Source organism: Halogeometricum pallidum JCM 14848 (genome assembly GCF_000337095.1).
Taxonomy (GTDB): domain Archaea; phylum Halobacteriota; class Halobacteria; order Halobacteriales; family Haloferacaceae; genus Halogeometricum; species Halogeometricum pallidum.
Window position 1 is genome coordinate 143,325 of the sequence record NZ_AOIV01000024.1, and the last position, 23,192, is coordinate 166,516.

Sequence of the window (23,192 nt, forward strand, 5' to 3'; positions counted from 1 at the left end):
CTCTCCCTTTCCCCGCGCCGCTCACTCGATTTCGTCGAACGAGTCGAACGCGCCCCAGCACTCGCAGTCCAAATCGTCCAGCGACGTGACTTCGTCCGGTAGACTGGATACCGGCATCCCTCCTCCGACCGCGTCGCAGTCGCTCGTGTGCATCGTGAAGTCGTCGCTCGACATCGTGTACATCGACTATTGGTCAAATTCCCAACTATAAAAACCTCACTCGAAATCGCAACTACGGCGACCGATGGCCGGCTATCGGGACCGCCCGTCGATTTCGTCCGCCTGTCGCTCGATGTCGTCAAGCGCCTTCTCCTGTTCGCCGCGCGCGATACCGCCGGATTCGACGTGGAGGCCGTCGTACTGCCACCGCGGGATGACGTTCCAGACGGAGTCTCGCTCCCGGTCCGAGGAGACGAACGCGCGGAGTCGTTCAAGCAGTCGGAGGGGCATGAGCGAAAGTACCACGCCACGGGAAATAACGCTACGGGTGATGCCGCGTCCTCACCGCGCGGTCGTCGACCCGCCGCGGACGACGTGTCCGTACTTCAGGAGGGCGACGAAGACGGTTCCGCCGATGGCGTTCCCCACCGTGGAAACGACCATGAACTCCACGAACGTGGCGAGTCCGATCTCCGAGGAGAACAGCATGGCCGGGAGCACCTCGACGATGCCGGCGATACAGTGCGGCAGGTGGGCGATGCCGATGGTGGTGGCGACGAGCCAGACGAAGAGCGTCCGGCTGATGGTCTCCTGCGCGGCGGAGACGAGCCACGAGAGGAGGCCCATCAGCCACCCGGCGAGGATGGCGGCGGTGAACTTCGCCTCCACCGGATGGTCGACTAGTTGCTTGCCGAGTTCGACGAACGCGCTCGGTTCGACGATGCCGAACGAGGGGGCGACGGTGACGGCGATGACGGAGAACACGCCGGCGCCGACGACGTTACCGGCGTAGACGACACCCCATAGACGGCCGAGTTGACTCGTGGAGGCGTCGCCGTTGAGCACCGGAATCACCGCCAGCGTGGTGTGTTCGGTGAACAGTTCCGACCGACCGAGGACGACGAAGACGAACCCGATGGCGTAGAGGTTCGCGAGGACGAGGCTCTGCGTGACGTCCGCCCAGATACCCGCCGCCGTCGTCGCCACCGTCGCCATCAGCAGGGGGCCGAAGCCGATATCCAACCCCGCGGACAGCGCTGAGAGGAACAGACCGCCCGTCGGGCGTTGCAACTCGTTCAGGCCGTGCTCTATCTCGGATTCGAGGATCGCCCGCTGTGGCGTCTGTTCGTCCGACGATGCGGGCCCACTTCCTTCCGTCTGACTCATGTGGTAATCTTCTCAAATCGAGAGTTGATAGGTGCTTTTGCCGACCGGTTCGGTTCCTTCGTCTCATTTAAGAACGGCCGCGGCCGAGAGTCGTCCATGTCCTCGAATCGAAAGGGCGACCGCAGGGAACGCGAACTCGTCAACCGCCTCGACGAGGCCGGGTTCGCGGTCATGCGCGCGCCGGCGTCGGGGAGCGCGACCGAACGCGAACTCCCGGACGTCCTCGCGGGCAACGGCGAGACGTTCTACGCCATCGAAGCGAAGGCGAGTTCGGGTCGGCCCATCTACCTCCAGGGCGAAGAGGTGGAGGCGCTCATCTACTTCTCGCAGAACTTCGGCGCGAAGGCCCGCGTCGCCGTTCGGTTTGACCGCGAGGACTGGTACTTCTTCCACCCCGGCGACCTCTACACGACCGACGGCGGCAACTACCGGGTGAAAAAGGAGACGGCGCTGGCGGAGGGGGAACCGTTCGAGTCGTTCGTCGGCGGCCCCGCTCAGAGCAAACTGACGGACGTGAGCGAGGAGTCGGCGGACGGCGACTGAACGCCGCCGCCCGGACTCCCGAACCCGCCCGCTCGAACCCCTTCGTTTCCACTGTACGATGACGCGCGTCTGACGGCGCCGACTAGACCAGCGACGCCTGTCTCGTCTTCGGCCGGTCCTGCGCCGTCGCGTGTCGGACCGCGTCGGCGTCGGCGAAGCCCGATTTGACCGGACGGAGGCGCGAGGCGGGGAAGCGATAGCGCGTCCGCCCCGCCAGGTCGGCTACGCCGCCCGAGAGGGGCAGCGAGTCGACGTAGACGGCCTCGAAGACGGGTTCGTGCCGTCCGTAGTTTGCGTTGCTCTCGTAGTCGGCGACGAGCGTCCCGTTCTCGGTGGTCGACTCGTCGGCGCGTTCGCCCGTCGCGCGGACGACGACGAGGAGGCTCTTCGTCTCCCTGTCGCGCACCAGGTCGCCGGGGACGTGGTCGTGCCGTTCGCAGAGGGCGGGCGCGGGGTCGAACATCGGGACGAACGTCCGGCGGCCGCAGACGGCGCAGACGCTCGTTCGCTCGCCGGGCGTCGGGACCAGCCCCTCGTTTATCTCGATGGCGACGCGGCGCAGGTGCTTACAGCGGGCGTGTCTGATGGCGCTGTCCGGGCAGGTGCAGTTTCCGGTCTCCACGTCGACGACGTACGTTCCGCCGGCCGTCTCGACGACGTACCGCCCGTCTCTGAGCGGTCGGATGGCCATCGCCTCGGCGCGGGCGCGGCGGGTGCGGCCGGCGAACCCCTCCGCGGGGAGGGTCGTCATCCGCCTCACGGGGTGGACGGCGGGCGCGGAACGGGCTGTCGACGCGGGTGTGTTTCGGGTGTGCGTCATGGTTGATTCGTGCCGAGAGAGCGTCTCTCTTGCCGCTCTCTCGTTATATTCTTCTACGCTCCGAACGAAGATAAACCCTCGTTTCATATGGAGTCCGGACGCTCTTCGAAGCGCTTTTAGAACGGCCAGCGGAAGGCAGGGGCATGGCTCTCGAAGCGGAGATGCGTCGGAAGATCGCCGTCTCCGTCGTCGCAGTCGGCTTCTTTATCGCGCTCGTTGTGGGCGTCGGTGCGACCTACAACGACGGCGGACTCGTCGGGGACGGCGGCCTCGTGCTCGTCGGCATCCTCGCCCTGTTCGTACTGGTTATGGGTATCATCGGTTTCGTCCTCGACCGCTGAGCGCGGCGCTCTCGGTCGTTCGGTCTTCTCCTCCCTCCGGAGCGACGCTCGGGTTCAGCCGCCGTCGGGTGCAGTCGCGTCCGCACGTCTTCGCTCGCTCGACCGCACGATATCGTGCGGTCGGACCGGTACTCAGTTGCGGACGCTACGATAGCGCCTCGCGCCAATCGCGCACCTCGCCGGCGTCCCGCAGGGCGCCCGCGTAGTACGACAGCGGGTGCGAGATGGTCTCGCAGCGCTCGTCTCTGTTCACGCAGTCGCCGTACGACTGCATGCTCGCGCAGGACGGGGGAGCGAACTGCGCCCCCTCCGCGTCGGCGAGATACTCCACGCGCGTCTCCATGCGCGACGCCGCCTCCCCGTCGGCCCCGAGGAGCGTCGTCACTTCCGTCGCGTCCATCCCGAGGGCGACGAGGAAGGAGACCAAGGAGAACTCGCTGTGTGCCGGGAGCGACTCGTCGCTGCGGGCCCGTTGGACCAACTCCTTCATGCAGGGCGGGAACAGGCCCGGGACGACGGCGTCCACCTCCGCGCGCCCCGCGGCGTCGTGGTCGTTCAGGAGGTTCCGCAGCGCGGTCACCTCGTCGTCGAGGGCGTCGGCTATCTCCTCGCCCGCCGCGCTTCCGCGCACCGAGAACGGGAGGCCCTCTGCGACGCGGCGGCGCACCGCCTCCTCCAGCAGTCGACGGAGTTCCTCGTCGGTCACGCGCACGTCGCCGGCGGCGAGTTCGCGGTTGACGAGGCGCCAGCGCTCGCCCCACTCGGCCGTCGAGAGCGTCAGGTACGCGCCCACGTCCACCCAGTAGTGCGAGGGGCGCCGTTCGCCGCTCCGCCGGGCGCTCGACCCCCCCGACCCGTCCGGGCCGTCTCGTTCGGGCCGCACGTCGCCCGAGAGGTCGAACTCGCGGAGCACGTCGTTGAGGGAGACGGGTCGCGTCCCCGTGCTCTGCAGGCCGTCGTCGTCCGACTCGAAGTCCGCGCGGAGACGGTCGTGCGCCGTCGCGGCCTCCGCGGCGGCGTACTTGTCGACGGCGGCGGGCGTGTCCACGAGGGAGACGAGGATGCGCGCGATGGGGTAGGAGAGCAGTTCCTCGCGGTCGGTCCAGCGTCGCTCGTCTTCGGGCGCGACGGTGCCCTCCATCAGAGCGCGCTCGACCCGCTCTAAGCCCCGCTCGACGGCGGGAGCGTCCTCCGCGATGAGTTCCGCCGGCGAGATGTCCGCGTCGCCGACGGCGGCGCGCGCGCCGTCGAAGAACGGATAGCGGGCGAAGTGCGGGTCCATCGGTTCGGCTCGTCGTTGCCGGTCTGACTGAATAAACACGACGATTGTCGCGGGTCCGTTCCGGTTCCGTTCCCCCCGGTCCCGCTCTCGGACGGCTCGAAACCCACACCGCACGACCTAAGACGGCGCGACGCCTTCTCCCACGACGTGCCGCAGTTCGACTACCCGTGCCCCGACTGCCGGGCCACCAACAGCCTCCACGACGTGGACTGCCGCTTCGAGGGGACGCCGTGGCCCGCCGTCGAGAAAGCCTACGTCGACGTGGTCGCGCGACTCACGGCCGGTCCCGTCTCCGCGGACGACCTCGAATCGAACGTCCACGGCGACTGGGACAACCTCCACCGCGCCGCCCTCCAGCGTCTGGAGCGCGACGGTCGGGTGTCGGAGGCCAACGGCGTCCTCCGACTGCTGACCGCCGAGGAGTTCCGCGAGGAGGTGTCCGAACCCACCGCGGAACCGATGAAGACCATCTACCGCCGCGGGAGCGTTCCCGGCTGTCACGACAACGCCGTCTTCGCCATGATCGCGTGGTACGAGATGGTCGGCCTCTCGTGGTCGGAGACGCGCGAGAAGGTGGTGTCGTGGCTCGAAGAGAGCGGGACGTGGTCCCGCGGCGGGTTCGAGGAGGCCACGCCCGCCCAACTGGTCGACAGCAAGCGCCACGTCTACGAGGCCGGATACGGCTGGAAGGAGAAGGCCCAGTCGGCAAAGCGCGTCATCGACCGTCACCACTGACCCCGCGGTCGACTCCCGCTCCCGTTCACCTTCGTTCCCCGGCGTACTCGGACCGTCCGAGCGCACCGCTCGCACGGCCCGCGCCCCATTTACGTTCTCACCGCCCGTCTCTCCTCCGTGAGCGAACCAGAGGCGACGGGCGGCGACGACGGGGCGCCGACGCCCGCGTCGGAGGTCGTCGACTCTCCCCGTCGAGCCCTTGCCATCGTCGTCGGCATCGTGTTCATCGACCTGCTCGGGTTCGGCGTCGTCATCCCCGTCCTCCCGTTCTACGTCCGCAGCTTCGCGGTGAGCGACGTGCTCATCGGCCTGCTCGCCGCGTCGTACTCGCTGATGCAGTTCCTCTTCGCGCCGTTACTCGGCCGCCTCTCGGACGCGCACGGTCGCCGGCCCGTGCTGATGCTGTCGCTGTTCGGCAACGTCCTCGCGTGGACCGTCTTCGGCCTCGCCGCCGAAGTCGGCGTCCTCCTCGGCACGACGGCGGCGCTCGCGACGCTGTTCGCCTCGCGGATGCTCGCGGGAGCGATGGGCGGCAACATCGCGACGGCGCAGGCGTACATCGCCGACGTGACGACGGCCGAACGCCGCGCCGCCGCCCTCGGACTCGTCGGCGCGGCGTTCGGCCTCGGATTCGTCTTCGGCCCGGCCATCGGCGGCGCCGCCGCCAGCGACGGCGTCGTCGCCGCCGCGGAGTCGGTCCTCCCGTCGTTCGTCCCGGCGACGCGCTTCTCCCTGCCGAGTTTCGTCGCGGCCGGCCTCAGCCTCCTCGCACTCGCCGCCACCGCGGCCTTTCTCCCCGAACCAGACAGACAGCGCGGGACGGCGGAGCGCGCGACGCTCGTCGGCCAGTTCCTCTCGGCCCTGCGCGCCCCCCCGCTCCGCGGCCTCGTCGTCGCCTTCTTCCTCCTCTCGCTGGCGTTCTCGGGGGTACAGGTCATGTTCATCCCCTATGCGGCCGACCTGTTCGGCTACGACGAGACGCAGACGGCGCTGCTTCTCACCTACATCGGCGTCCTCGGCGTGCTGAACCAGGGCGTCCTCGTCGGCCGCCTCTCCCGCCGCTACCCCGAGCGCCACATCGCGCTGGCGGGCGCGGTCATCCTCGTCTTCGCCCTCGCTACGATACCGTTCTCGCATCTCGTCGGCGCGGCCGTTCCGCTCGGCAGCGTCGGCCCCGCGTGGTTCACGGGGCCCGTGGCGGTGCTCCTGGCGGTCCTCGCGTGTCTCTCGGTCGGAAACAGCCTGCTGAACGTCGCCCTGTCGACGCTCGTCTCGCGCGCCGTGCCGGCCGACCGGCAGGGGAACGCCTTCGGCGTCACGCAGGGGGCGGGGAGTCTCGGTCGGACCGTCGGCCCGCCGCTGATGGCGGCGCTGTACGTTCTCGCCTACTGGTCGCCGTTCGTCGCGGGCGCGCTACTGGCCCTCCCAATCGTCGCCATCCTCGCCGGCCGCACCCTCGGCGCCGTCGCGCCGGCCGCGCCGCCGAACGAGTCGAAGTAGCGATATCCGCCGTCGCTGCAACGGGCGACCGAACGGGAACAGGGAGACGAGAAGGGAGAGAACGAGTAGAACCGAGAGACGCGTCGAACGCCGTCGGCGGAGGGACATCGAACGGTCCGAGCGCCCTCGGACGGCCGTCCGCTCAGTCGCTCTGGATGCGCGGGGCGAGCATGTAGGTGACGTTGCCCTGTCCCTCGGCGATGCGGTAGTGGAGTTTCACGGGGAACTCCTCGCCGAGTTCCATGGTGACCTCGGCGTCCTTCGGGATGGCCTTGTTCATGTCCTTTAGGTAGTCCAAGGAGAACAGCGAGTCGGCCGTCCCCGAGGTGAGGTCGATGAGGTCCTCGGCGTCGAGTTGGAAGTCCACGTCGTCGGTGTCGCCCTGCGCCTGGATGTGGAACGCCTCCTCCTCGGCGTCGACGCGGAGGCGGACGTGGTCGGAGACCATGTCGGCGGCCTTGATGCCGCGGTCCAGTTGCGCGCCTTCGAGGACGATTTCGGCGGCGAGGTCCAGGTCCGGGATGTCGGGTTCCTGCCGGATGGAGTCGGGGTCGATGAGGGCGAGCGTCGAGGTGAGGCCGTCGATGCGAATCTGGAGCTTCCGCGTCTCTTCGTCGAGTTCGAGTTCGACCAACTGGTCGGAGTTCGCCATGCCGACGAAGTCTTCGAGTTTCGAGAGGTTGACGCCGATGACGCCGCCGTCGGCCTCGTAGGACTCGAACGAGGCGGCGTCGAGCGTCAAGTCGACCATACCGACGTTCGCGGGGTCGACCGCTCGAATCGAGAGGTCGTCCTCGTTCAGTCGGATCTTACACTCGTCGACGAGCACGCTCACCGAATCCAGCGCGTCCCGGAGCGTGGAGGCGCTCACGATGGCCTTGAACATGTGGACTCAGCTACGACAGCGGGCTTAAAAATACCCTTGATTCGCCCGCTCACAAAGTGTGTTCTCGCACGCCCACGCGGGACGGCGCGCGACCCTTTCTCGCATCATGTCGCGCCACCCCACAGAACAGCTATGTGCGTTCCTCCTCACGGGTTTCTCATGGAACGAGACGCGAGATTCGGTTACGAGACGGCGCGAGGGACGCGATGAGCGACGCCGACCGCGCCGCCCCCGAGGTCGACCCCGTCGACGCGGTCCGGGTCGCGTTCGTCTGCGTCCAGAACGCGGGCCGGAGTCAGATGGCGACCGCCTTCGCCGAACGAGAGCGAGACCGGCGGGGACTGGAGGACCGCGTGAAGATACTGACCGGCGGGACGCACCCCGCCGACCACGTCCACGACGTAGTCGTCCGCGTCATGGACGAGGAGGGGTTCGACCTCTCTGACCGCACACCGCGGGAGATTTCGACCGAGGAACTGGAGACGTGCGACTTCGTGGCGACAATGGGCTGTTCGACGCTCGAACTCGACACCTCCGGCGGCCTCGACGTGCGCGACTGGGCGCTCGACGACCCGGACGGCGAGGGCGAGGACGGCGCGAGAGCGATTCGCGACGAGATAGAAGAGCGGGTCGTCGCCCTGTTCGACGAGGTGGAGGCGGAGATAGACGGGACCTGAGCCGCGAGTCGGCACGCCGGCGCGAGGCGATGGCGGTAAATCGTTCGAGACGGTATCGAGGGTACGAGACGATGGCGCGCAAGGACCACTACTACAACAAGGCGAAACAGGAGGGCTACCGCACCCGGTCGGCGTACAAGCTGAAACAGTTGGACGAGGAGACGGGGCTGTTCGGCCCCGGCAACACCGTCGTTGACCTCGGGGCCGCCCCCGGCGGGTGGCTACAGGTCGCCGCGGAGGCCGTCGGCGACCAGGGAGCGGTCGTCGGCGTCGACTTCCAGCGCATCCGCGACCTCGATTCGGGGAACGTCGAGACCATCAAGGGCGATATGACCGAGGAGGCGACGAAGGAACGGCTCCGCGAGCGAATCGGCGAGGAGGGCGCCGACGTCGTCATCTCGGACATGGCGCCGAACATGACCGGCGAGTACTCGCTGGATCACGCCCGCTCTATCCACCTCGCCCGGCAGGCGTTCGAGGTGGCCCTGGAACTCCTCCCCGCCGGCGGCGACTTCGCCGTGAAGGTGTTCGACGGGCAGGACCTCGCGGACTTCCGCGCGGACGTGGAAAAAGAGTTCCAGTACGTCCGCTCGGTCCGCCCGGACGCCTCCCGCGACGAGTCCTCGGAGCAGTATCTCGTCGGCAAACACCGCATCACGGCGCCCGTCACCGAGGGCGAGGAACTGGACGTGGTCGTCGACGACGTGGGAAGCGAGGGCGACGGCATCGCCAAGGTCGACGGCTACACGCTGTTCGTCCCCGGGACAGAGGCCGGCGAGGAGGTTCGGGTGCGCGTCACCGACCTCAAGCCGAACTTTGGGTTCGCCGAAGTCGTCGACGGGTGAGCGGCGAACGGTAAGCGCCTCGCGCCGTCGCTTCCCGCTTTTCCCCCGCTCTTCGCCGCTCTTCACCGGTCCATCCTTTTCCCTTCGCCGCCGTCACTCCGGCCGATTCTCCACGACCACGTCGACGCGGAGTCGGGCCTCGCAACTGCCCCGTCCTCCCCCTCGTCGGCACTGCCCGGTGGTGATGATGTCGGAGAACGTCGTGTACGTCCCGCACTCCGGGCATCGAAGCCCGCTCTCCATCGTGTCTCCCTCTGTCAGGCGAACGCGTCGCTCTACGTTCATGCATGCCGTACGATACCGTCCCGCATAAGATGGTTAGTCCCGTCGCTGACTGGTCAGAAGCCCGGTCACTCCAGCGCCCACGGGTCCCGTTCGTCGGGACGGCCGCCGCCGAGGGCGGCGACGACGCCGTAGACGAACGGCGTGTCGACGACGGCGATGAGAAGTTTCAGGAGGTACTGCCCGACCATGAGCGAGAGGAGGGCGCTCCAGGGGAGGGCGTCGCCGATACCGAGCACCCGCGGCGCAACGGAGAACGCGACGAGGACGAAGATGACCGTGTCGATGGCCTGACTGGTCGCCGTCGAGGCGACGTTGCGGAGCCACAGGTGGCGGCGTCCGGTCGCCTCGCGGATGCGGTGGAAGACGAACACGTCCCAGTTCTGACTCACGAGATAGGCGAGGAGGCTCCCCGCGACGACGTTCGTTCCGGAGGCGAGGACGGCGCGAAACTGCCCGGCGAACTCCGGGTCGGCGGCGGGCATGAGGATGGTGACCCACACCAACGCGAGGAGGACGAAGTTCATCGCGAAGCCGACGTTGACCATCACCTGCGTCGGTCGGCGGCCGTACAGTTCCGAGTAGCAGTCGGAGGCGAAGAAAGTGAGCGCGTACGCCACCGCCGCGCCGGGCATCAGCACCGTCGCGCCGACGACTGGGAGCGTCCCGATAGCCTCCGGGACGGGCACGGCAAGCAGTTTCGAGGCCGTGAGTTGCGCCGTCGTCAACGCGGTGACGAACAGGCCGAGGAGGACGACCTGCCCGGTTTCGAGTCGCCCCTCACTCATTGTCGATTCTGTCGTGGCGGGCGTCTATCTCGTCGAGTAGGTCGAGGGTCTTGCGGACGGACGCGCGGATGGCGTCGCTGCGGTTGACGAATTTCCTGTCGTCTCCGACGTGTTCGTCTAGGTCGGCGAGGAGTTCGTCGGGTATCTCGACGCTTATCTTGGACATACTCGTGGATTCTCGGGCGCATATTTACGGCTTTTCAATAGCCTGTCGGCAGAGCGACATCCGCAGTCCGATAGGGCCCGGAGAGCCCTCTCGCCTTCTCCGCCCGGTCGACTCAGTTCGACCGGGCGGGTGCGAGGTTGCGCCGGCCGCCGAAGGTGACGACGAGCAGGACGCCGAGTCCGACGCCGTAGGCGACCATCAGCGGAATCGTGACGAGGAACATCGTGAGGATGCCGGCGGGCGTGAACACCGCGGCGAACGCGAGGACGACGACGGTCACCTCGCGCCAGCGGTTGCGGAGCGTCTGGTAGGGGATTCCCGACCCGTTGAGCAGCAGCATGAGGATGGGGATGTCGGCGAGGAGGCCGATGCCGCCCGTCGTGAAGAAGATGAGCCAGAAGAAATCGGTGATGCGGTAGGTGATTATCATGTTCGCCTGCACCGCGTCGTTGACGAGCCACGAGATGACCGCGGGAGCGACGTAGAAGTAGCCGAAGATGAACCCGGCGAGCAGGCCGCCGACGAGCGACCCCGTCCAGAGAAACACCGTGCGGCGGCGACGGCGGACGATCTGACGCTCGCGCAGGGCCGGCCACGCGAAGTACGCGACGACGGGGAGGGTGACGAGCACGGCGACGAGCGTCGAGAACTTCACCTCGAACAGCAGCGCCTCCATCGGGTGGAGGGCGACGACGTTCAGCACCTCGTCGGGCGTCACGGAGGCGGGCAGGCGGTCGAGGAAGCTCTCGTACACCTCTCGGAAGCCGACTGTGTACAGCCACATGAACGTCCCCGTCAGGGAGAGCATGAACACGCCGACGATCCAGAACGCCCGCGTCGTGACCGATTCGAGGATGAACGTGATATCCTTGTAGTAGCCGCCGATGTCGTCCTCGTCCGTCTCGCCGTCGGTGAGTTCGCTGAAGAACGTGCCGCCGGCGCGCGTCGTCCGGTCTTCGAGTTCGCTGGGTTCCTCCCCCTCGCTCGTCCGGGTTCCGTCTCCTGCCTCGCGTCCTTCCTCGGCCTCGTCGAACCGGTCGAGGATGGCCTGCGCGCGTTCGTTGTCCCCCTCGTCGAGGGCGTCGCCCGCTATCGCCATCACCTCCTCCTCGCTCAGGTCGGCGAACGCCTCGGGCGGCGCGGCGCGGACGCCCGCCGTGTCGAGTTCGCGGACGTCGATGTTCGAGGGGTCGCCCACGCCGCGGTCGAGCGGTCCGACCGACTCCTCGAGGTCCTTGTAGATGGCGTAGCCGACGCCGAGGAGGAGGAAGGCGAGGCCGCCGAGCACCGACAGGAGAACGAGAGCGCTCCCAGCGGGGAGTCCGAACATCCCGTCGGGCGTGGGGAACTGATAGTCGCTCCCGATGAGACGGAGTGCCCGGTCGACGGCCGCTGGGCCGCCGTAGGTGTAGAACAGGTAGACGGCCGCGCCGCCGAGGACGCCGGCGCCGGCGACGACGTTCCAGCGCTTGCCGACGGCGCCGCGGGCGTCGAGGCGTTCGCTGCCGCGACGCGCCGTGACGAGAATCTTCGAGAGATAGAGGCTGACGCCGTACAGCGTCAACACCGGGATGGCCCAGAGTATCTGCGTGAACGGGTCCGGCGGCGTGAACAGCGCCCCGGCGAGGAAGACGCCGATGACGGCGTAGCGCCACTGGTCCCGGAACGTCTCGTACGGGACGATCTCGGTGTACGACAGCAGCGTCATCACCAGCGGAAGCTGACTCGCTAACCCGAACGAGACGGTGAGCAGGAACATGAACTGCGCCCACTTGACGATGGAGTAGGTGGGCGCGAAGCCGATGTTGTAGGTGTTCTTCGCGAGAAAGGAGAACGTGATGGGGAAGAAAAAGAGGTAGCCGTAGGCGACGCCGAGGGCGAACAGGCCGACCATCCCGCTGAGGATGAGCCCGAGTTGCCACTTCGGTACCGGCGCGGACGGCCAGTAGCCGCGCTCTCTGAGGGCGTCGCGCGAGAAGTAGATGAACACGGGCGCGGCGAGGATGAGCCCCGTCACCATCCCGATTTTCGCCTGCAGGAGGACCACGTCGAACGGCGTCTGGGCGATAATCTTGACCTGCTCGTTGATTATCTCCGACATGTTCTGCCGCATCACCGCCTTCAGGAAGTCCCAGACGTACAGACGAAGCGCGTAGAACGTGCCGAGAAAGCCGATGAGAAAGACGATGAAGACCTTCTGCAGGTCCTTTTGCGCCGCGCGGAGCATCGCCCCCGCGGTCTCCCGACCCTCGTCGAGTGCGCGGCGAGTATCACCGTCTAGCGCGCTAGACATACCCGACGAAAGCCGTCTCGCGGTTATCAATCTTTTTCATACGGTCGGCCGCGGCCGACCGCGCCGTCTCGCTGGCGCGGCCATCCGGAAAGGCCTATAAGAACCGGGCAGTGAATCTCTGGTGAATGGCCGACGATTCGGAGTCGGAGCGTCCGCCGACGGACCCCGACGAGTCCGACGATTCGACCCCGGACGCCGACGCGCCCGAGTCGTCCCAGACGCCGACCGACGGAGCGTCCGCGTCGTCGGACGACGCCGAGAGCGACGGCTCCGTCCCCGACGACACCGACGAAAGCGACGGCGGCGAGGACAAAGACGCCGACGACGGCCGACCCGGTGCGGACGACGACTCGGATGGCTCGGACGAGGTGGACGACGTGAACCTCGAACGCGAGGACCTCATCCCGCCGCCGGAGGAAGACCGGGAGGCGGACGCCCCCTCGCCCCCCGACGACGGGATGAGCGCGGCGGATACTGACGACTCGCACGTCGACGCCGCCGCCGACACCGACGACGTCGATGCTACCGACGCCGCCGCCGACACCGATACTGCCGACGCCGACGACGCTTCCGACGTCGAGAGGGAGGGCGACGAACCGCTCTGGCCCGAGGGTCACGAGTACCCCGATACGGAGGCGACCGAACGGAGAGAGGTGTCCGACGACGGATCGCACGCAGTCGCCGACACCGACGGCGGCGCGCCCGCCGTCGCCGGGCAGTCCCGGAACGACTTCGCGGACGACGACGTCGACGAGGGGATGTTCGGCGACGGGCCGGAGTCCGACCAGGAGATGCCGCTGGCCGAGCACATCGAGGAGATGATCAACCGTCTCGCGGTGGTGTTCCTCATCGGCGGCCTCATCACCCTCCTGCTGTACCCCGGCGCCGACCTAGCCAACTCGGCGCTGAATCTGAACTTCGTCAGCTCGACGGAGGTCATCAACTTCCTGTGGAACAAGCACATCCCCGGCGCGCCGGAGATAGCCGACCGCCGCCCGCGAGTGTACGGCCCCCTCGAACTCGTCCTGACCGAACTGAAAGTCGCCGCCTTGGGCGGCCTCATCGTCGGACTGCCGGTGTTCGTCTACGAGACGTATCTGTTCATGCGCCCCGGTCTGTTCCCCCGAGAGCGCCGGTACTACCTCGCCGCCGTGCCGACGAGTCTCATCCTCGCCTTCATCGGCGTCGCCTTCGCGCACTTCATCGTCCTCCCGTCCATCTTCGCGTACTTCACCTCCTACACCACCGGGACGGCCGTCGTCGCCTTCGGTCTGAAGGAGACGTTCAACCTCATCCTCATCCTGATGGGCTACAACGCCATCATCTTCCAGATTCCGCTGTTCATCATGCTCGCCATCATGATGAACCTCGTCACGCGGGAGTGGTTGGTCCAGCGCCGCCTCATCTTCTGGGCCTCCTTCCTCGGACTGGCGTTCTTCGTCAGCCCCGACCCGACGGGGATGGCGCCCATCATCATCGCGGTGACCATGATAACGCTGTTCGAGGGGACGCTGTTCCTCCTGCGCTGGACCGGGAACTGAGGCCGCTCAGTGCTCCGCCGGCACCGTCGCGGCGAGACTCTTCACGAGGTAGTCGTTGGCGACGAGGAGAACCACGACGACGGGGAGTAATCCGAGGATAGCGGCGGCCGCGCCCAGCGTCGCCTCCGAGTACCGAAGCCCGTAGACGAACGGCGCGAGCGGTGCCCAGTGGTCCGGGTCGCCGTCGGTCATGAGATACGAGAAGAAGAACTCGTTGTACACCTGGACGAACGTGAAGACGCCCGCGGTGGCCACGCCGGGTCGGGCGAGGGGGAGGACGACGCGTCTGAGCGCGCCGATTCGGGTCGCCCCCTCGACGCGCGCCGCCGCCTCCAACTCGTCGGGTATCTGCGCGTAGAACACCGTCAGCACGTAGATAGCCAGCGGCATCGTCAGCATCGACGTGGGCAGGACGACGGCCGCCGGCGTGTTGTACAGCGTGGGCGTCGTCAGCGTCACCGGTCCGAGTGACGCGGACACCCCGGTGAACAACCGGAACAGGGGGACCAGAAACGCCGCGGGCGGGACGTAGGCGAGGGCGAGAAACAGCAGTAGGAGGGGCCGACGACCGGGAAACGAGAGGCGGCCGAACGCGTAGCCCGCGAGCGACCCGACGACGAGGACGAGCGCGGTGCTGAGTGCGGCGACGAGCAGCCCGTTGCACAGATGTCTGAGAAACGGCGTGAACGCGGCGACGGCGACGAAGTTCGACGCCGTCACCGCCTCCGGTGCGAGGCCGAGGCCGTTGACGGCCGCCGGCGGGGTCACCGCCAGTACGAGCAGCCAGTAGAGGGGGAAGCCGAACAGCAGGAGGACGAACGCGACGAGGACGCCGAACAGCAGGCGATACACGATGCCGGGCTGTTCGATGGCGTTTCGGACGCCGCGCTGGAGGACGTTCTCGCTCACGGCCGATTCGCTCCTCGAGTGGGACGCACGTCTCGTCGTGTCAACTCTAGCGGATAAAAAGGGCGGGGACTCGCGCGTCTCACTCGGCCGTCGACGGACGGGGCGTCCGACTGCTCCCGACGCTCTCCTCAGCGCGGCGCTTCAGCGCCTCGTTCATCGCCTCGAACCCGGCCCGCGTGTCGTCGCCGGACACGCGGAGGAGCGGACCGGCGAGCACGCCGGAGAACGTCTCGCCGTGGACGAAGCGCGTCCGCGCCCCATCGTCGAGCGGTTCGAGGACGAAGCGGTGTTCGCCGTCGAACAGTCCCGAGAGGTAGAGGTGGCCGACCCACCGGAACTCGCGGTTCGGTTCGGCGACGGTCACCTCGGGCCGGAACGCCATCCCGCGACCGCTCGGCGGCGTCAGGCGCACCTGCGGGCGGCTTCCGACGTTCGGTTTTCCGACGATTCGGAGGAACGGGTTCCACTCGTCGTACGCCTCGAAATCGGTGAGAACGGTCCACACGCGCGTCGGCGGCGCGTCTATCTCCACGTCCGTCAGAATCTCTTTCACTCCCTCTACGACGTCGTTCGAGGGGATAACCGTCGCGTGCGACGCCGTCGCGCCCGCCGCGGCGTCACTTCGTGGGGTAGTCGGAGGCGAACACGTCCTCGACGAGGGGTTCGTCGCTCGCGGCGTCGGCGGCGTCGGCCTCCGCGGCCGGACTGACGCTCCCCGTCTGGTAGCCGTGCAGGTCGAGGGTGACGTGGTCGAACCCGAGGTCGGAGAGGCGTTCGCGGACGGCGACGACGAAGTCGGGGTCGAGCGCCGTCTCCAACTCCTCGCGGGCGATTTCGATGCGGGCGAGGCCGTCGTGGTCGCGGACGCGGAACTGCGAGAACCCCCACTGGCGGACGGCGCGTTCGGCCTTCTCGACGCGGCTCAGTCGCTCTTCGGTGACTTCCAGACCCGTAGGGATACGCGAGGACAGACACGCCATCGACGGCTTCTCGGCCACCGAGAGGCCGTACTCGTCGGCGATTTCGCGCACCTCCTCCTTCGAGATGTCGTGTGCGAGAAGGGGAGAGAGCACCTCCAACTCCTCGACGGCGCGGAGGCCCGGCCGGTGCCCCTCGCCGGGGTCAGAGGCGTTCGTGCCGTCGCACACCGTCTCGATGCCGCGTTCGCGCGCGGCGTCGTACATCCGACCGAGGCGCATCGTGCGGCAGTGGTAGCACCGGTCGCCGTCGTTCTCGACGAAGTCGGGGTTGTCCAGTTCGGAGAACTCGACGACTTCGTGTCGGATGCCTATCTCCTCGGCCACGCGGCGGGCGTCTTCTAACTCCTCGGCGGGGAGCGTCTCGGATTTGGCCGTGCAGGCGACGGCGTCGTCGCCGAGGGCGTCGTGGGCGAGTGCGGCGACGACGGCGGAGTCGACGCCGCCGGAGAACGCGACGAGCGCGCCGTCTCGCTCTCGGAGCGACGCGCGCGCCGCCGCGGTCTTCTCCGCGAACGGGGGGGCTGAGTCGTCGGACGTGTCCGCGTCGGGCATGTGGGAGTGTTTCCCCCGGAGCGGCAAAAGTACGTTGTCCTCGGCCGGGGCCGCCGGCTCTCCGCCGTCAGGGTAACAACGCTCGCCGACGAACCGGCGGGTAATGCCGGTTGACCCTGCCATCGAATCGCGCGCGGCCGAGGCGGAGATAGAGGACCACGACGCCACCGTCACCGACGTCACCGCGATGGACCGAGACCGGGAGGCAGAGATCGATGCGGCGGTCGACACCAGTCGCGAGGCGATACGCCGACGGCTCGACATTCAAGAGGCGCTCGGTCCCCTGGGCGAGAGCGGGGACGCCTGGGACCGGGTGACCGCGGAACTGTCGGCGCAGGGCGAAGAGGAACTCAACGGGAAGATAGAGGCGCTGAAAAAGCGGCTCGAACGGCCGTACCCCTCGCTCGTCCGCATCCGCTTCGAGGTGGGCGGGGCGGCGGACGACCCCGACGACACCTCCTTCGACTACGTCCCCGGCCAGTACGCCCGAATCAGCTACGACGACGAGGAACCGCGCGTCTACTCCATCGCCAGTTCGCCCAACCGCGACTACGTCGAACTCTGCATCCGGCGGGTGCCGGGCGGCGAACTCACCCCGCACCTGTGCACGGAGACGAAGGTGGGTGACTCCCTGTTCGTCCGCGGGCCGTACGGCGACGAACTCATGCTGCAGGAACCGTCCGAACGCGACCTGGTGTTCATCGCCACCGGGACGGGCGTCGCGCCGTTCAAGAGCATGATAAACTACGTCTTCGAAGAGGGGATGGACCAGTACGACGGCGAGGACCGGGACGTGTGGCTGTTTCTCGGGTCGTCGTGGGAGGACCACCTCCCGTACCACGAGGAGTTCCGCCAGTTGGACGAGGAACGGGGGAACTTCCACTACGTGCCGACCCTCTCCCGCGAGAACTACCTCACCGACTGGGCGGGCGAGACCGACTACGTCCAGTACTGTCTCCTCCGATATCTCGACCGCGAGGCGACGGACCTCGATGCCCTGCCCGAGGAGTTCGCCGACTACGCCGACAAGGAACCGACGGTGGACGTGGACGGCGACGCCCGCGTCGACCCCTCGAAGATGGAGGTGTACGTCTGCGGCATCGGCGCGATGTGCGACCCAATCGAGGACGTCGTCGCCTCCCTCGGCGTCGGCGAGGAGTTCCTCGACGTGGAGAGCTACGGGTAATCGAGACCGTCGAGTGACCTCCCTCTGAAACTACTTCTGGATGCATACGCAACGTATGCATATGTGGTGTACGAGCACGGGTCGGCGCTTAATCGACCCCGTCCACTCCGGACGTTGGCGCCGTCTGTCAGGTCGAAGCTTTGGCCGCAATCACCGGAATACGGCATCGAACCGAACTCTCTCCCTCGTGCGACGGGCGCGTTATGCATCCAGCACGATTTCTGAACCTATCGCAGTCTGTGGGTCTCGGCAGAGCCGGTACCCGTTCGCAACTGCCGGACCCGGTCCCGGAGACGACCCGTAACGTTTTCTCCGAGGGGGCGATACTCCACCCCGAATGGAGTTCGAGGCCATCCCGGGCGTCGGGGAGAAGACGGCGAAGTCGCTGTCGGAACTCGACGACGCCGAGCGAGCCCTCGCGGCCGGGGACGTGGCCGCCCTCGCTCGTGCCCCGGGACTCACCGAGGGTCGCGCGGCGGCCATCGCCCGCGGCGCCATCCGCCGCCGCCACGACGACGACGGCGACTTCCTCGCCACCGACCGCGCCCGCGAAGTCTATCGCGACGCGCTCTCTTTGCTCCGCGAGCGGACCGTCACCTCCTACGCCGCCAAACGACTGGAGACGTTCTACCCCACCGCCTCCGAGTCCAGAATCGAGGAGGTGCGCGCGTTCGCCGACGAGGCGGTGGCGCGCGACCCGGACCCGGCGGTCCTCGACGCCCTCGACGGCGTCGGGTCGCTCGAACCCGCCTCGGGCATCCGCGTCAGAGAGCGCTGTCTGGCCACCGCCGACGCCGAGCGCTACGCCGCCGCGAAGGACGCCTTCCCCGAACTCTCCGTCGAAGTCGTCGAGGACGCCCGCGGCCTCGCCGAACTCGCCCGGTCGTACGCCACCGTCGTCGCCCTCGACGAGGGCTTTGCAGGCGTCGACGTCGAGGGCGACGTGCGCGTCCGCCCGGACGCCGAGGAGCATCCGGACGAAATCGTCCCCGAACGGGTGCTGGCGTTCTTCGCGCAGAACCGCGGACGCATTCGCGCCGCCGCCGACGTGCACGAGACGGCGGGGATGGACGCCCCCTGTGACCTCGACTCGCTCCGCGACGCGCTCACCCGGTTGGACGACGACGGCACCGTCGTCGGCGACGAGGAACTCGACCGCCTGACGAACGCCGTCGACGACGTGGACGCCGCCGTCTCCACGGCCGAGTCCGTCGCCAACGACCACCTCCGCGACGCCATCCGCGAACGAGACGTGACCATCGAGGGGACGGACTTTCTCTCCTTGGTCGAACAGGGCGCCCGCGTCGACTCGCTGCTCTCGCGGGAACTCGAAGACCAGTACGCCGGGGCCGTCGCCACCGCCCGCGAGCACCTCGTCGAGTCGCTCTCGTTGCGACCCGAGGAGGCCGACATCGCCACCCGCATCTTCTCCGACGACCCCTCCTTTCCCGTCGGCTACGACGAGGAACGGCTCTCGCGCCTCCGCACGGAGTTGAAGGCGGGTCGGGACCGCCGCGCCGTCCGCCTGAAGCGCGAACTCGCCGCGGACCTCTCGGCGCTCCGCGACCCCGCGAACGAGATGGTGACCGACGCGCTCGAACTCGACGTGGAACTCGCCGTCTCGCGGTTCGCCCGCGACTTCGACTGCGCGATGCCGGAGTTCGTCGATGAGGGGGCCGGACCGACCGGATTCGCCATCGAGGGCGGCCGTTCGCCCCTGCTCGACGTGCCGTTCGCGGAGGCCGACCCCGTCGACTACGGCGTCTCGGGCGTCACGCTCCTCTCGGGGGTCAACTCCGGCGGGAAGACGTCCACGCTCGATTTGGTGGCGCTCGTCGTCGTCCTCGCGCACATGGGTCTGCCCGTCCCGGCTGACCGCGTCGAACTCGAACGCTTCTCCGAACTCCACTACTACGCGAAGTCGCAGGGAACGCTCGACGCCGGCGCGTTCGAGAGCACCCTCCGCGACTTCCGCGAACTCGTCGACGGCGAGACCAACCGATTGGTCCTCGTCGACGAACTGGAGAGCATCACCGAACCCGGCGCCTCCGCGAAGATAATCGCCGGTATCCTCGAAGCGTTGGACGACCAGTCCTCGACGGCGGTGTTCGTCTCCCACCTCGCCGACGAGATACGCGAGGCCGCGGGCTTCGCCGTCGCCGTCGACGGCATCGAGGCGGTCGGACTGGAAGACGGCGAACTCGTCGTCAACCGCTCGCCCGTCAAAGATCACCTCGCGCGGTCGACGCCGGAACTCATCGTGGAGAAACTCGCCGGCGAGGACACCTCGGGGTTCTACGACCGACTGTTGGAGAAGTTCTGAGATTCCCGACAGGGATTTATCACGTTTCGAGGGCGATGGTTCGGTATGGTCTCCGAGAGAGACGCCTCCACCGCGACGGACGACGGCGTGACCGACGGTGTGGCGGTTGACGGCGGTTCGACGGCGACGGATTCCAGGGACGACGCGACGTATGACGTAGTGTACCGCGCCACCAGAGACGCGATGTGGGACGTGGTGGGGACGGCGGTGCTCGTCCTGTTCTACGTCGCCCTCGGATTCGTCGGTCTCTCCGTCGCATGGACCGGTCTGGGGTTCGGCGTCAATCCGTTCGCCCTAGGAATCGGACTCATCGGGTTGCTCGTCGGTCTGGTCGCCGCCTCCCGCGTCTACGTCCTCGCCACCGAGTGAGCGGCCGTCGTCCAAACATCCGCCCGCCCCGGAAACACTCGTCTTCATGACCGTGCACGTTCGCGGTCTACAGCCGATTTCCGTTACGGTTTCACTTCCACTCCGGGGCTGGGGAACGGTTAAGTAGACTGCTCTGCGTGATTCAAGCGATGAGGGACGACCCCGAGGAGGGGATGCTGTCGTGGGACGAGACGGTGTTCCGCGACGAGCACGTCTTCGAGATAGACTACGTTCCGGAGACGTTCAACCACCGCGAGACGCAGTTGCAGAGTCTCAAGTACGCGCTGCGTCCGGCCGTTCGGGGGTCCCGCCCGCTCAACACCACCGTCCGCGGTCCGCCGGGGACGGGCAAGACCACCGCCGTCCAGAAACTGTACGGCGAACTCGGCGCGCAGTCGGGCGTCCGGACCGTCCGCGTCAACTGCCAGGTCGACTCCACCCGGTACGCCGTCTTCTCGCGCATCTTCGAGCACATCTTCGAGTACGAACCGCCCTCCTCGGGCATCTCGTTCAAGAAGCTGTTCGGGCAGATAACCGATAGATTAGTCGAGGAGGACGAGGTGCTCGCCGTCGCCCTCGACGACGTGAACTACCTGTTCTACGAGAACGAGGCGTCCGACACCCTCTACTCGCTGCTCCGCGCCCACGAGACGCACTCGGGGGCGCGCATCGGCGTCATCATCGTCTCCTCGGACCTCTCGCTCGACGTCATCGACGAACTCGACGGGCGCGTCCAGAGCGTCTTCCGGCCAGAGGAGGTGTACTTCCCGGTGTACGGCGTCGACGAAATCGTCGACATCCTCCGCGGGCGGGCGAAGCGCGGGTTCCACGACGGCGTCGTCGGCGACCCCGAACTCGACCGGGTGGCCGAACTCACCGCCGAGAGCGGCGACCTCAGGGTGGGAATCGACCTGCTTCGACGCGCCGGCCTCCACGCCGAGATGCGCGCCAGTCGGACCGTGACGCTCGAAGACGTGGAGGCGGCCTACGACAAATCGAAGTACGTCCACCTCTCGCGCTGCCTCCGCGGCCTCTCGGACTCCGAACGCGCCCTCGTACGCGTCATCGCCGAGTACGACGGCGAACAGGCCGGCGCCGTCTACGAGGGGTTCCACGACGAGACCGGACTCGGCTACACGCGCTACTCCGAAATCGTCACCAAACTCGAGCAACTCGGAATCATCGACACCGAGTACGCCGAGATAGACGGACGCGGCCGCTCCCGGTCGCTCTCGTTGGCGTACGACACCGACGCCGTCCTCGACAGACTCTAATTCCGTCCCGAAGCTACATTTTCCGCGCCGTCGAGTCCCGCCTATGGACGACCAGCGAGTCGCTATCGTAACGGCGGCCGGCCGCGGCATCGGCGAGGCGTGCGCGCGACGACTGACCGAGGACGGCTACGCGCCCGTGCTCCTCTCGAAGTCGGGCGCGGCCATCGACGTGGCCGAGGACCTCGGCGGAGTCGGATTCGAGGGCTCCGTCACCGACCCCGACGACCTGTCGGCCCTCGTGGAAGCCGCTACCGAGCGATACGGGCGCATCGACGCGGTGGTGAACAACACCGGCCACCCGGCGACGGGGGATCTCCTCGACATCGACGACGAGGCGTGGCACGAGGGGCTGGATCTCGTGCTGTTGAACGCCGTTCGCACGGCGCGACTCGTCACGCCGGTCATGCGCGAGAACGACGGCGGCGCATTCGTGAACGTCTCGACGTTCTCCGCGTACGAACCGAGCGCGGAGTTCCCCGTCTCGTCGGTCCTCCGGGCGGGACTCGGCGCGTTCACGAAACTGTACGCCGACCGCCACGCCGCCGACGGCATCCGGATGAACGCGGTCCTGCCGGGATTCGTCGACAGTTACGAGGTCGACGAGGCGACCCGCGAGCGCATTCCGATGGGCCGCCCCGCGCGGACCGAGGAGATAGCCGACACCGTCGCGTACCTGCTCTCGCCCGCCGCGAGTTACGTCACCGGACAGAACGTCCGCGTCGACGGCGGCATAACCGACAGCGTCTGAGTTCGGTTCGGTACTCGCGTTCGACATACGATGCCGACGTGGCTCGTACTCGTGGCGCGGTGTCTCTTCTCGGTCGACCGTCGAGCGACCGCTCTCGAACGCTTCGATAGTCCCTAGCGGAGTCGAGAGAGACGCCCGACTCTCACGCACTCGCATCCGGCCGACTCGATCTCTCTCGGAATCACGGGACTTCGAGACGCGGATGGACCGACGAACCCCGGTAGTAGCGGTTCCGCTTCGCCTCGCGTCAAAAATCGATGGGATACCGCGTACGCCTCAGTCGCCAGCCTGTTGTTCCTGTAGGAAGGCACCGATCTGTCCGAACTCGTCCATGAACGTATCGTAGTCGTAGTGCTGGGCGTGAATCATCGAACTCCAGCGGGCAGTGAGGCCCGCGAGGACGGCGACTTCGGCGAGTTCTGCGTCCGTTGCCCCGTGGAGTTCGGCGGCACCTTTGTGGAACGCCTGACAATACTGGCACTTCAGCGTGGCCGCGACGGCCAACTCCATGAGTTCACGCTGCTTTGGCGAGAAGACGCTCTCTCCGAGCGTGTACTGCTTGAACACCGGCCACTCGTGAACGAGCGCATCCTCGGGTATCGCCGCCATGAACCCGGGGACGATTCCGAGCGTCTCTTCGATGTCTGCTACCGTTCCCTCGTAACTAACTGCGGTTGTTGCTGCCATGGGTAGTCCTCCTCGGTGAGTCTCTGAGAACGGCGCGTTGGATGAGTCGGTCAGATCCCGAGATAGGCGTCTCCTCGGAGAGTCGACTGAACAGACGACGTCTACCCACATAACTATAACTATTTATAATTATATATTT

The 23,192-nt window shown here is 67.3% G+C and carries 26 protein-coding genes; 12 read left to right on the forward strand and 14 right to left on the reverse strand.

Annotation, left to right across the window (positions count from 1 at the left end; translation table 11 throughout):
- Positions 1–21 precede the first annotated feature (21 nt).
- The 3 genes from C474_RS22620 to C474_RS10785 form a co-directional block, all read right to left on the reverse strand.
- Complete coding sequence (locus C474_RS22620) at positions 22–183, reverse strand: hypothetical protein (protein ID WP_008386685.1); 162 nt, start codon at positions 181–183, stop codon at positions 22–24.
- Between the two features lie 69 nt (positions 184–252).
- Positions 253–450 (reverse strand): hypothetical protein, encoded by a 198-nt coding sequence (locus C474_RS10780; protein ID WP_008386687.1) that lies wholly within the window; start codon positions 448–450, stop codon positions 253–255.
- A gap of 51 nt (positions 451–501) precedes the next feature.
- Positions 502–1,326 carry a formate/nitrite transporter family protein gene (locus C474_RS10785; protein ID WP_008386689.1) on the reverse strand — a complete coding sequence of 275 codons (825 nt, stop codon included), beginning with the start codon at positions 1,324–1,326 and terminating at the stop codon, positions 502–504.
- A 96-nt stretch (positions 1,327–1,422) separates the two neighbouring features.
- Between C474_RS10785 and hjc the strand changes: the two genes are divergently transcribed.
- The gene (gene hjc, locus C474_RS10790; protein ID WP_008386691.1) at positions 1,423–1,869 is read left to right on the forward strand and encodes a Holliday junction resolvase Hjc; all 447 of its coding nucleotides are present in this window, start codon (positions 1,423–1,425) and stop codon (positions 1,867–1,869) included.
- An 82-nt stretch (positions 1,870–1,951) separates the two neighbouring features.
- Here hjc and C474_RS10795 read toward each other — a convergent pair whose 3' ends face one another.
- A complete protein-coding gene (locus tag C474_RS10795) occupies positions 1,952–2,629 on the reverse strand; it encodes an SWIM zinc finger family protein (protein WP_193363652.1) in 678 nt (225 codons plus the stop codon).
- 203 nt (positions 2,630–2,832) lie between these two features.
- On the opposite strand from C474_RS10795, the gene C474_RS10800 reads away from it, so the two are divergent.
- Entirely contained in the window at positions 2,833–3,030 is a 198-nt protein-coding gene (locus tag C474_RS10800; protein WP_008386693.1) for a DUF7472 family protein, read from the forward strand.
- Positions 3,031–3,175: 145 nt separating this feature from the next.
- On the opposite strand, the gene C474_RS10805 is transcribed toward C474_RS10800, so the two are convergent.
- On the reverse strand, positions 3,176–4,312 hold the full coding sequence (locus C474_RS10805; RefSeq protein ID WP_008386694.1) for a DNA primase large subunit PriL: 1,137 nt from the start codon (positions 4,310–4,312) through the stop codon (positions 3,176–3,178).
- Between the two features lie 147 nt (positions 4,313–4,459).
- Between C474_RS10805 and C474_RS10810 the strand changes: the two genes are divergently transcribed.
- Complete coding sequence (locus tag C474_RS10810) at positions 4,460–5,047, forward strand: DUF7474 family protein (RefSeq protein WP_008386695.1); 588 nt, start codon at positions 4,460–4,462, stop codon at positions 5,045–5,047.
- 117 nt (positions 5,048–5,164) lie between these two features.
- A complete protein-coding gene (locus C474_RS10815; RefSeq protein ID WP_008386696.1) occupies positions 5,165–6,547 on the forward strand; it encodes an MFS transporter in 1,383 nt (460 codons plus the stop codon).
- 142 nt (positions 6,548–6,689) lie between these two features.
- Here C474_RS10815 and C474_RS10820 read toward each other — a convergent pair whose 3' ends face one another.
- Positions 6,690–7,433, reverse strand: a complete 744-nt coding sequence (locus tag C474_RS10820; protein WP_008386697.1) for a DNA polymerase sliding clamp — start codon at positions 7,431–7,433, stop codon at positions 6,690–6,692.
- 206 nt (positions 7,434–7,639) lie between these two features.
- On the opposite strand from C474_RS10820, the gene C474_RS10825 reads away from it, so the two are divergent.
- Positions 7,640–8,110 carry a low molecular weight phosphatase family protein gene (locus C474_RS10825; protein ID WP_008386698.1) on the forward strand — a complete coding sequence of 157 codons (471 nt, stop codon included), beginning with the start codon at positions 7,640–7,642 and terminating at the stop codon, positions 8,108–8,110.
- A 71-nt stretch (positions 8,111–8,181) separates the two neighbouring features.
- Positions 8,182–8,955, forward strand: a complete 774-nt coding sequence (locus C474_RS10830) for a 23S rRNA (uridine(2552)-2'-O)-methyltransferase (protein ID WP_008386699.1) — start codon at positions 8,182–8,184, stop codon at positions 8,953–8,955.
- A gap of 93 nt (positions 8,956–9,048) precedes the next feature.
- Here the strand turns inward: C474_RS10830 and C474_RS10835 are convergent, their stop codons facing one another.
- The 4 genes from C474_RS10835 to C474_RS10850 form a co-directional block, all read right to left on the reverse strand.
- Positions 9,049–9,240 carry a hypothetical protein gene (locus tag C474_RS10835; RefSeq protein WP_008386701.1) on the reverse strand — a complete coding sequence of 64 codons (192 nt, stop codon included), beginning with the start codon at positions 9,238–9,240 and terminating at the stop codon, positions 9,049–9,051.
- Positions 9,241–9,305: 65 nt separating this feature from the next.
- Positions 9,306–10,025, reverse strand: a complete 720-nt coding sequence (locus C474_RS10840) for a queuosine precursor transporter (protein WP_008386703.1) — start codon at positions 10,023–10,025, stop codon at positions 9,306–9,308.
- Entirely contained in the window at positions 10,018–10,191 is a 174-nt protein-coding gene (locus tag C474_RS10845) for a ribbon-helix-helix domain-containing protein (protein WP_008386704.1), read from the reverse strand. Before C474_RS10845 ends, C474_RS10840 begins: the two co-directional genes overlap by 8 nt.
- 112 nt (positions 10,192–10,303) lie before the next feature.
- On the reverse strand, positions 10,304–12,484 hold the full coding sequence (locus C474_RS10850; protein ID WP_049916914.1) for a twin-arginine translocase subunit TatC: 2,181 nt from the start codon (positions 12,482–12,484) through the stop codon (positions 10,304–10,306).
- Between the two features lie 125 nt (positions 12,485–12,609).
- On the opposite strand from C474_RS10850, the gene C474_RS10855 reads away from it, so the two are divergent.
- Entirely contained in the window at positions 12,610–14,025 is a 1,416-nt protein-coding gene (locus C474_RS10855) for a twin-arginine translocase subunit TatC (RefSeq protein WP_008386708.1), read from the forward strand.
- A 6-nt stretch (positions 14,026–14,031) separates the two neighbouring features.
- On the opposite strand, the gene C474_RS10860 is transcribed toward C474_RS10855, so the two are convergent.
- From C474_RS10860 to larE, 3 genes are all read right to left on the reverse strand, one after another.
- Complete coding sequence (locus C474_RS10860; RefSeq protein WP_008386710.1) at positions 14,032–14,934, reverse strand: carbohydrate ABC transporter permease; 903 nt, start codon at positions 14,932–14,934, stop codon at positions 14,032–14,034.
- Positions 14,935–15,013: 79 nt separating this feature from the next.
- Positions 15,014–15,487 carry an SRPBCC domain-containing protein gene (locus C474_RS10865; protein WP_008386712.1) on the reverse strand — a complete coding sequence of 158 codons (474 nt, stop codon included), beginning with the start codon at positions 15,485–15,487 and terminating at the stop codon, positions 15,014–15,016.
- A 64-nt stretch (positions 15,488–15,551) separates the two neighbouring features.
- Positions 15,552–16,466 carry an ATP-dependent sacrificial sulfur transferase LarE gene (gene larE / locus C474_RS10870; protein WP_008386714.1) on the reverse strand — a complete coding sequence of 305 codons (915 nt, stop codon included), beginning with the start codon at positions 16,464–16,466 and terminating at the stop codon, positions 15,552–15,554.
- Between the two features lie 103 nt (positions 16,467–16,569).
- Here larE and C474_RS10875 point away from each other — a divergent pair, with 103 nt between their 5' ends.
- The 5 genes from C474_RS10875 to C474_RS10895 all read left to right on the forward strand — a co-directional run bounded on the left by C474_RS10875 (position 16,570) and on the right by C474_RS10895 (position 22,366).
- Entirely contained in the window at positions 16,570–17,652 is a 1,083-nt protein-coding gene (locus tag C474_RS10875) for a ferredoxin--NADP reductase (protein WP_008386717.1), read from the forward strand.
- A 337-nt stretch (positions 17,653–17,989) separates the two neighbouring features.
- Positions 17,990–19,975, forward strand: a complete 1,986-nt coding sequence (locus C474_RS10880) for a MutS-related protein (RefSeq protein WP_008386719.1) — start codon at positions 17,990–17,992, stop codon at positions 19,973–19,975.
- Positions 19,976–20,020: 45 nt separating this feature from the next.
- Positions 20,021–20,344, forward strand: a complete 324-nt coding sequence (locus C474_RS10885; protein ID WP_008386721.1) for a hypothetical protein — start codon at positions 20,021–20,023, stop codon at positions 20,342–20,344.
- A gap of 149 nt (positions 20,345–20,493) precedes the next feature.
- Positions 20,494–21,618, forward strand: a complete 1,125-nt coding sequence (locus C474_RS10890; RefSeq protein ID WP_008386722.1) for an ORC1-type DNA replication protein — start codon at positions 20,494–20,496, stop codon at positions 21,616–21,618.
- 43 nt (positions 21,619–21,661) lie between these two features.
- Positions 21,662–22,366: an SDR family oxidoreductase gene (locus C474_RS10895; protein ID WP_008386724.1), complete on the forward strand. Its 705-nt coding sequence runs from the start codon at positions 21,662–21,664 to the stop codon at positions 22,364–22,366.
- A gap of 276 nt (positions 22,367–22,642) precedes the next feature.
- Here C474_RS10895 and C474_RS10900 read toward each other — a convergent pair whose 3' ends face one another.
- Complete coding sequence (locus C474_RS10900; protein WP_008386726.1) at positions 22,643–23,053, reverse strand: carboxymuconolactone decarboxylase family protein; 411 nt, start codon at positions 23,051–23,053, stop codon at positions 22,643–22,645.
- Positions 23,054–23,192 lie beyond the last annotated feature (139 nt).

Bases quoted from the DNA above. Each gene is read 5' to 3' on its own strand.
- C474_RS22620 (WP_008386685.1), bottom strand. From the start codon at position 183: ATGTACACGATGTCGAGCGACGACTTCACGATGCACACGAGCGACTGC.
- C474_RS10780 (WP_008386687.1), bottom strand. From the start codon at position 450: ATGCCCCTCCGACTGCTTGAACGACTCCGCGCGTTCGTCTCCTCGGAC.
- C474_RS10785 (WP_008386689.1), bottom strand. From the start codon at position 1,326: ATGAGTCAGACGGAAGGAAGTGGGCCCGCATCGTCGGACGAACAGACG.
- hjc (WP_008386691.1), top strand. From the start codon at position 1,423: ATGTCCTCGAATCGAAAGGGCGACCGCAGGGAACGCGAACTCGTCAAC.
- C474_RS10800 (WP_008386693.1), top strand. From the start codon at position 2,833: ATGGCTCTCGAAGCGGAGATGCGTCGGAAGATCGCCGTCTCCGTCGTC.
- C474_RS10805 (WP_008386694.1), bottom strand. From the start codon at position 4,312: ATGGACCCGCACTTCGCCCGCTATCCGTTCTTCGACGGCGCGCGCGCC.
- C474_RS10820 (WP_008386697.1), bottom strand. From the start codon at position 7,433: ATGTTCAAGGCCATCGTGAGCGCCTCCACGCTCCGGGACGCGCTGGAT.
- C474_RS10825 (WP_008386698.1), top strand. From the start codon at position 7,640: ATGAGCGACGCCGACCGCGCCGCCCCCGAGGTCGACCCCGTCGACGCG.
- C474_RS10830 (WP_008386699.1), top strand. From the start codon at position 8,182: ATGGCGCGCAAGGACCACTACTACAACAAGGCGAAACAGGAGGGCTAC.
- C474_RS10835 (WP_008386701.1), bottom strand. From the start codon at position 9,240: ATGAACGTAGAGCGACGCGTTCGCCTGACAGAGGGAGACACGATGGAG.
- C474_RS10840 (WP_008386703.1), bottom strand. From the start codon at position 10,025: ATGAGTGAGGGGCGACTCGAAACCGGGCAGGTCGTCCTCCTCGGCCTG.
- C474_RS10845 (WP_008386704.1), bottom strand. From the start codon at position 10,191: ATGTCCAAGATAAGCGTCGAGATACCCGACGAACTCCTCGCCGACCTA.
- C474_RS10850 (WP_049916914.1), bottom strand. From the start codon at position 12,484: ATGTCTAGCGCGCTAGACGGTGATACTCGCCGCGCACTCGACGAGGGT.
- C474_RS10855 (WP_008386708.1), top strand. From the start codon at position 12,610: ATGGCCGACGATTCGGAGTCGGAGCGTCCGCCGACGGACCCCGACGAG.
- larE (WP_008386714.1), bottom strand. From the start codon at position 16,466: ATGCCCGACGCGGACACGTCCGACGACTCAGCCCCCCCGTTCGCGGAG.
- C474_RS10875 (WP_008386717.1), top strand. From the start codon at position 16,570: ATGCCGGTTGACCCTGCCATCGAATCGCGCGCGGCCGAGGCGGAGATA.
- C474_RS10880 (WP_008386719.1), top strand. From the start codon at position 17,990: ATGGAGTTCGAGGCCATCCCGGGCGTCGGGGAGAAGACGGCGAAGTCG.
- C474_RS10885 (WP_008386721.1), top strand. From the start codon at position 20,021: ATGGTCTCCGAGAGAGACGCCTCCACCGCGACGGACGACGGCGTGACC.
- C474_RS10890 (WP_008386722.1), top strand. From the start codon at position 20,494: ATGAGGGACGACCCCGAGGAGGGGATGCTGTCGTGGGACGAGACGGTG.
- C474_RS10895 (WP_008386724.1), top strand. From the start codon at position 21,662: ATGGACGACCAGCGAGTCGCTATCGTAACGGCGGCCGGCCGCGGCATC.
- C474_RS10900 (WP_008386726.1), bottom strand. From the start codon at position 23,053: ATGGCAGCAACAACCGCAGTTAGTTACGAGGGAACGGTAGCAGACATC.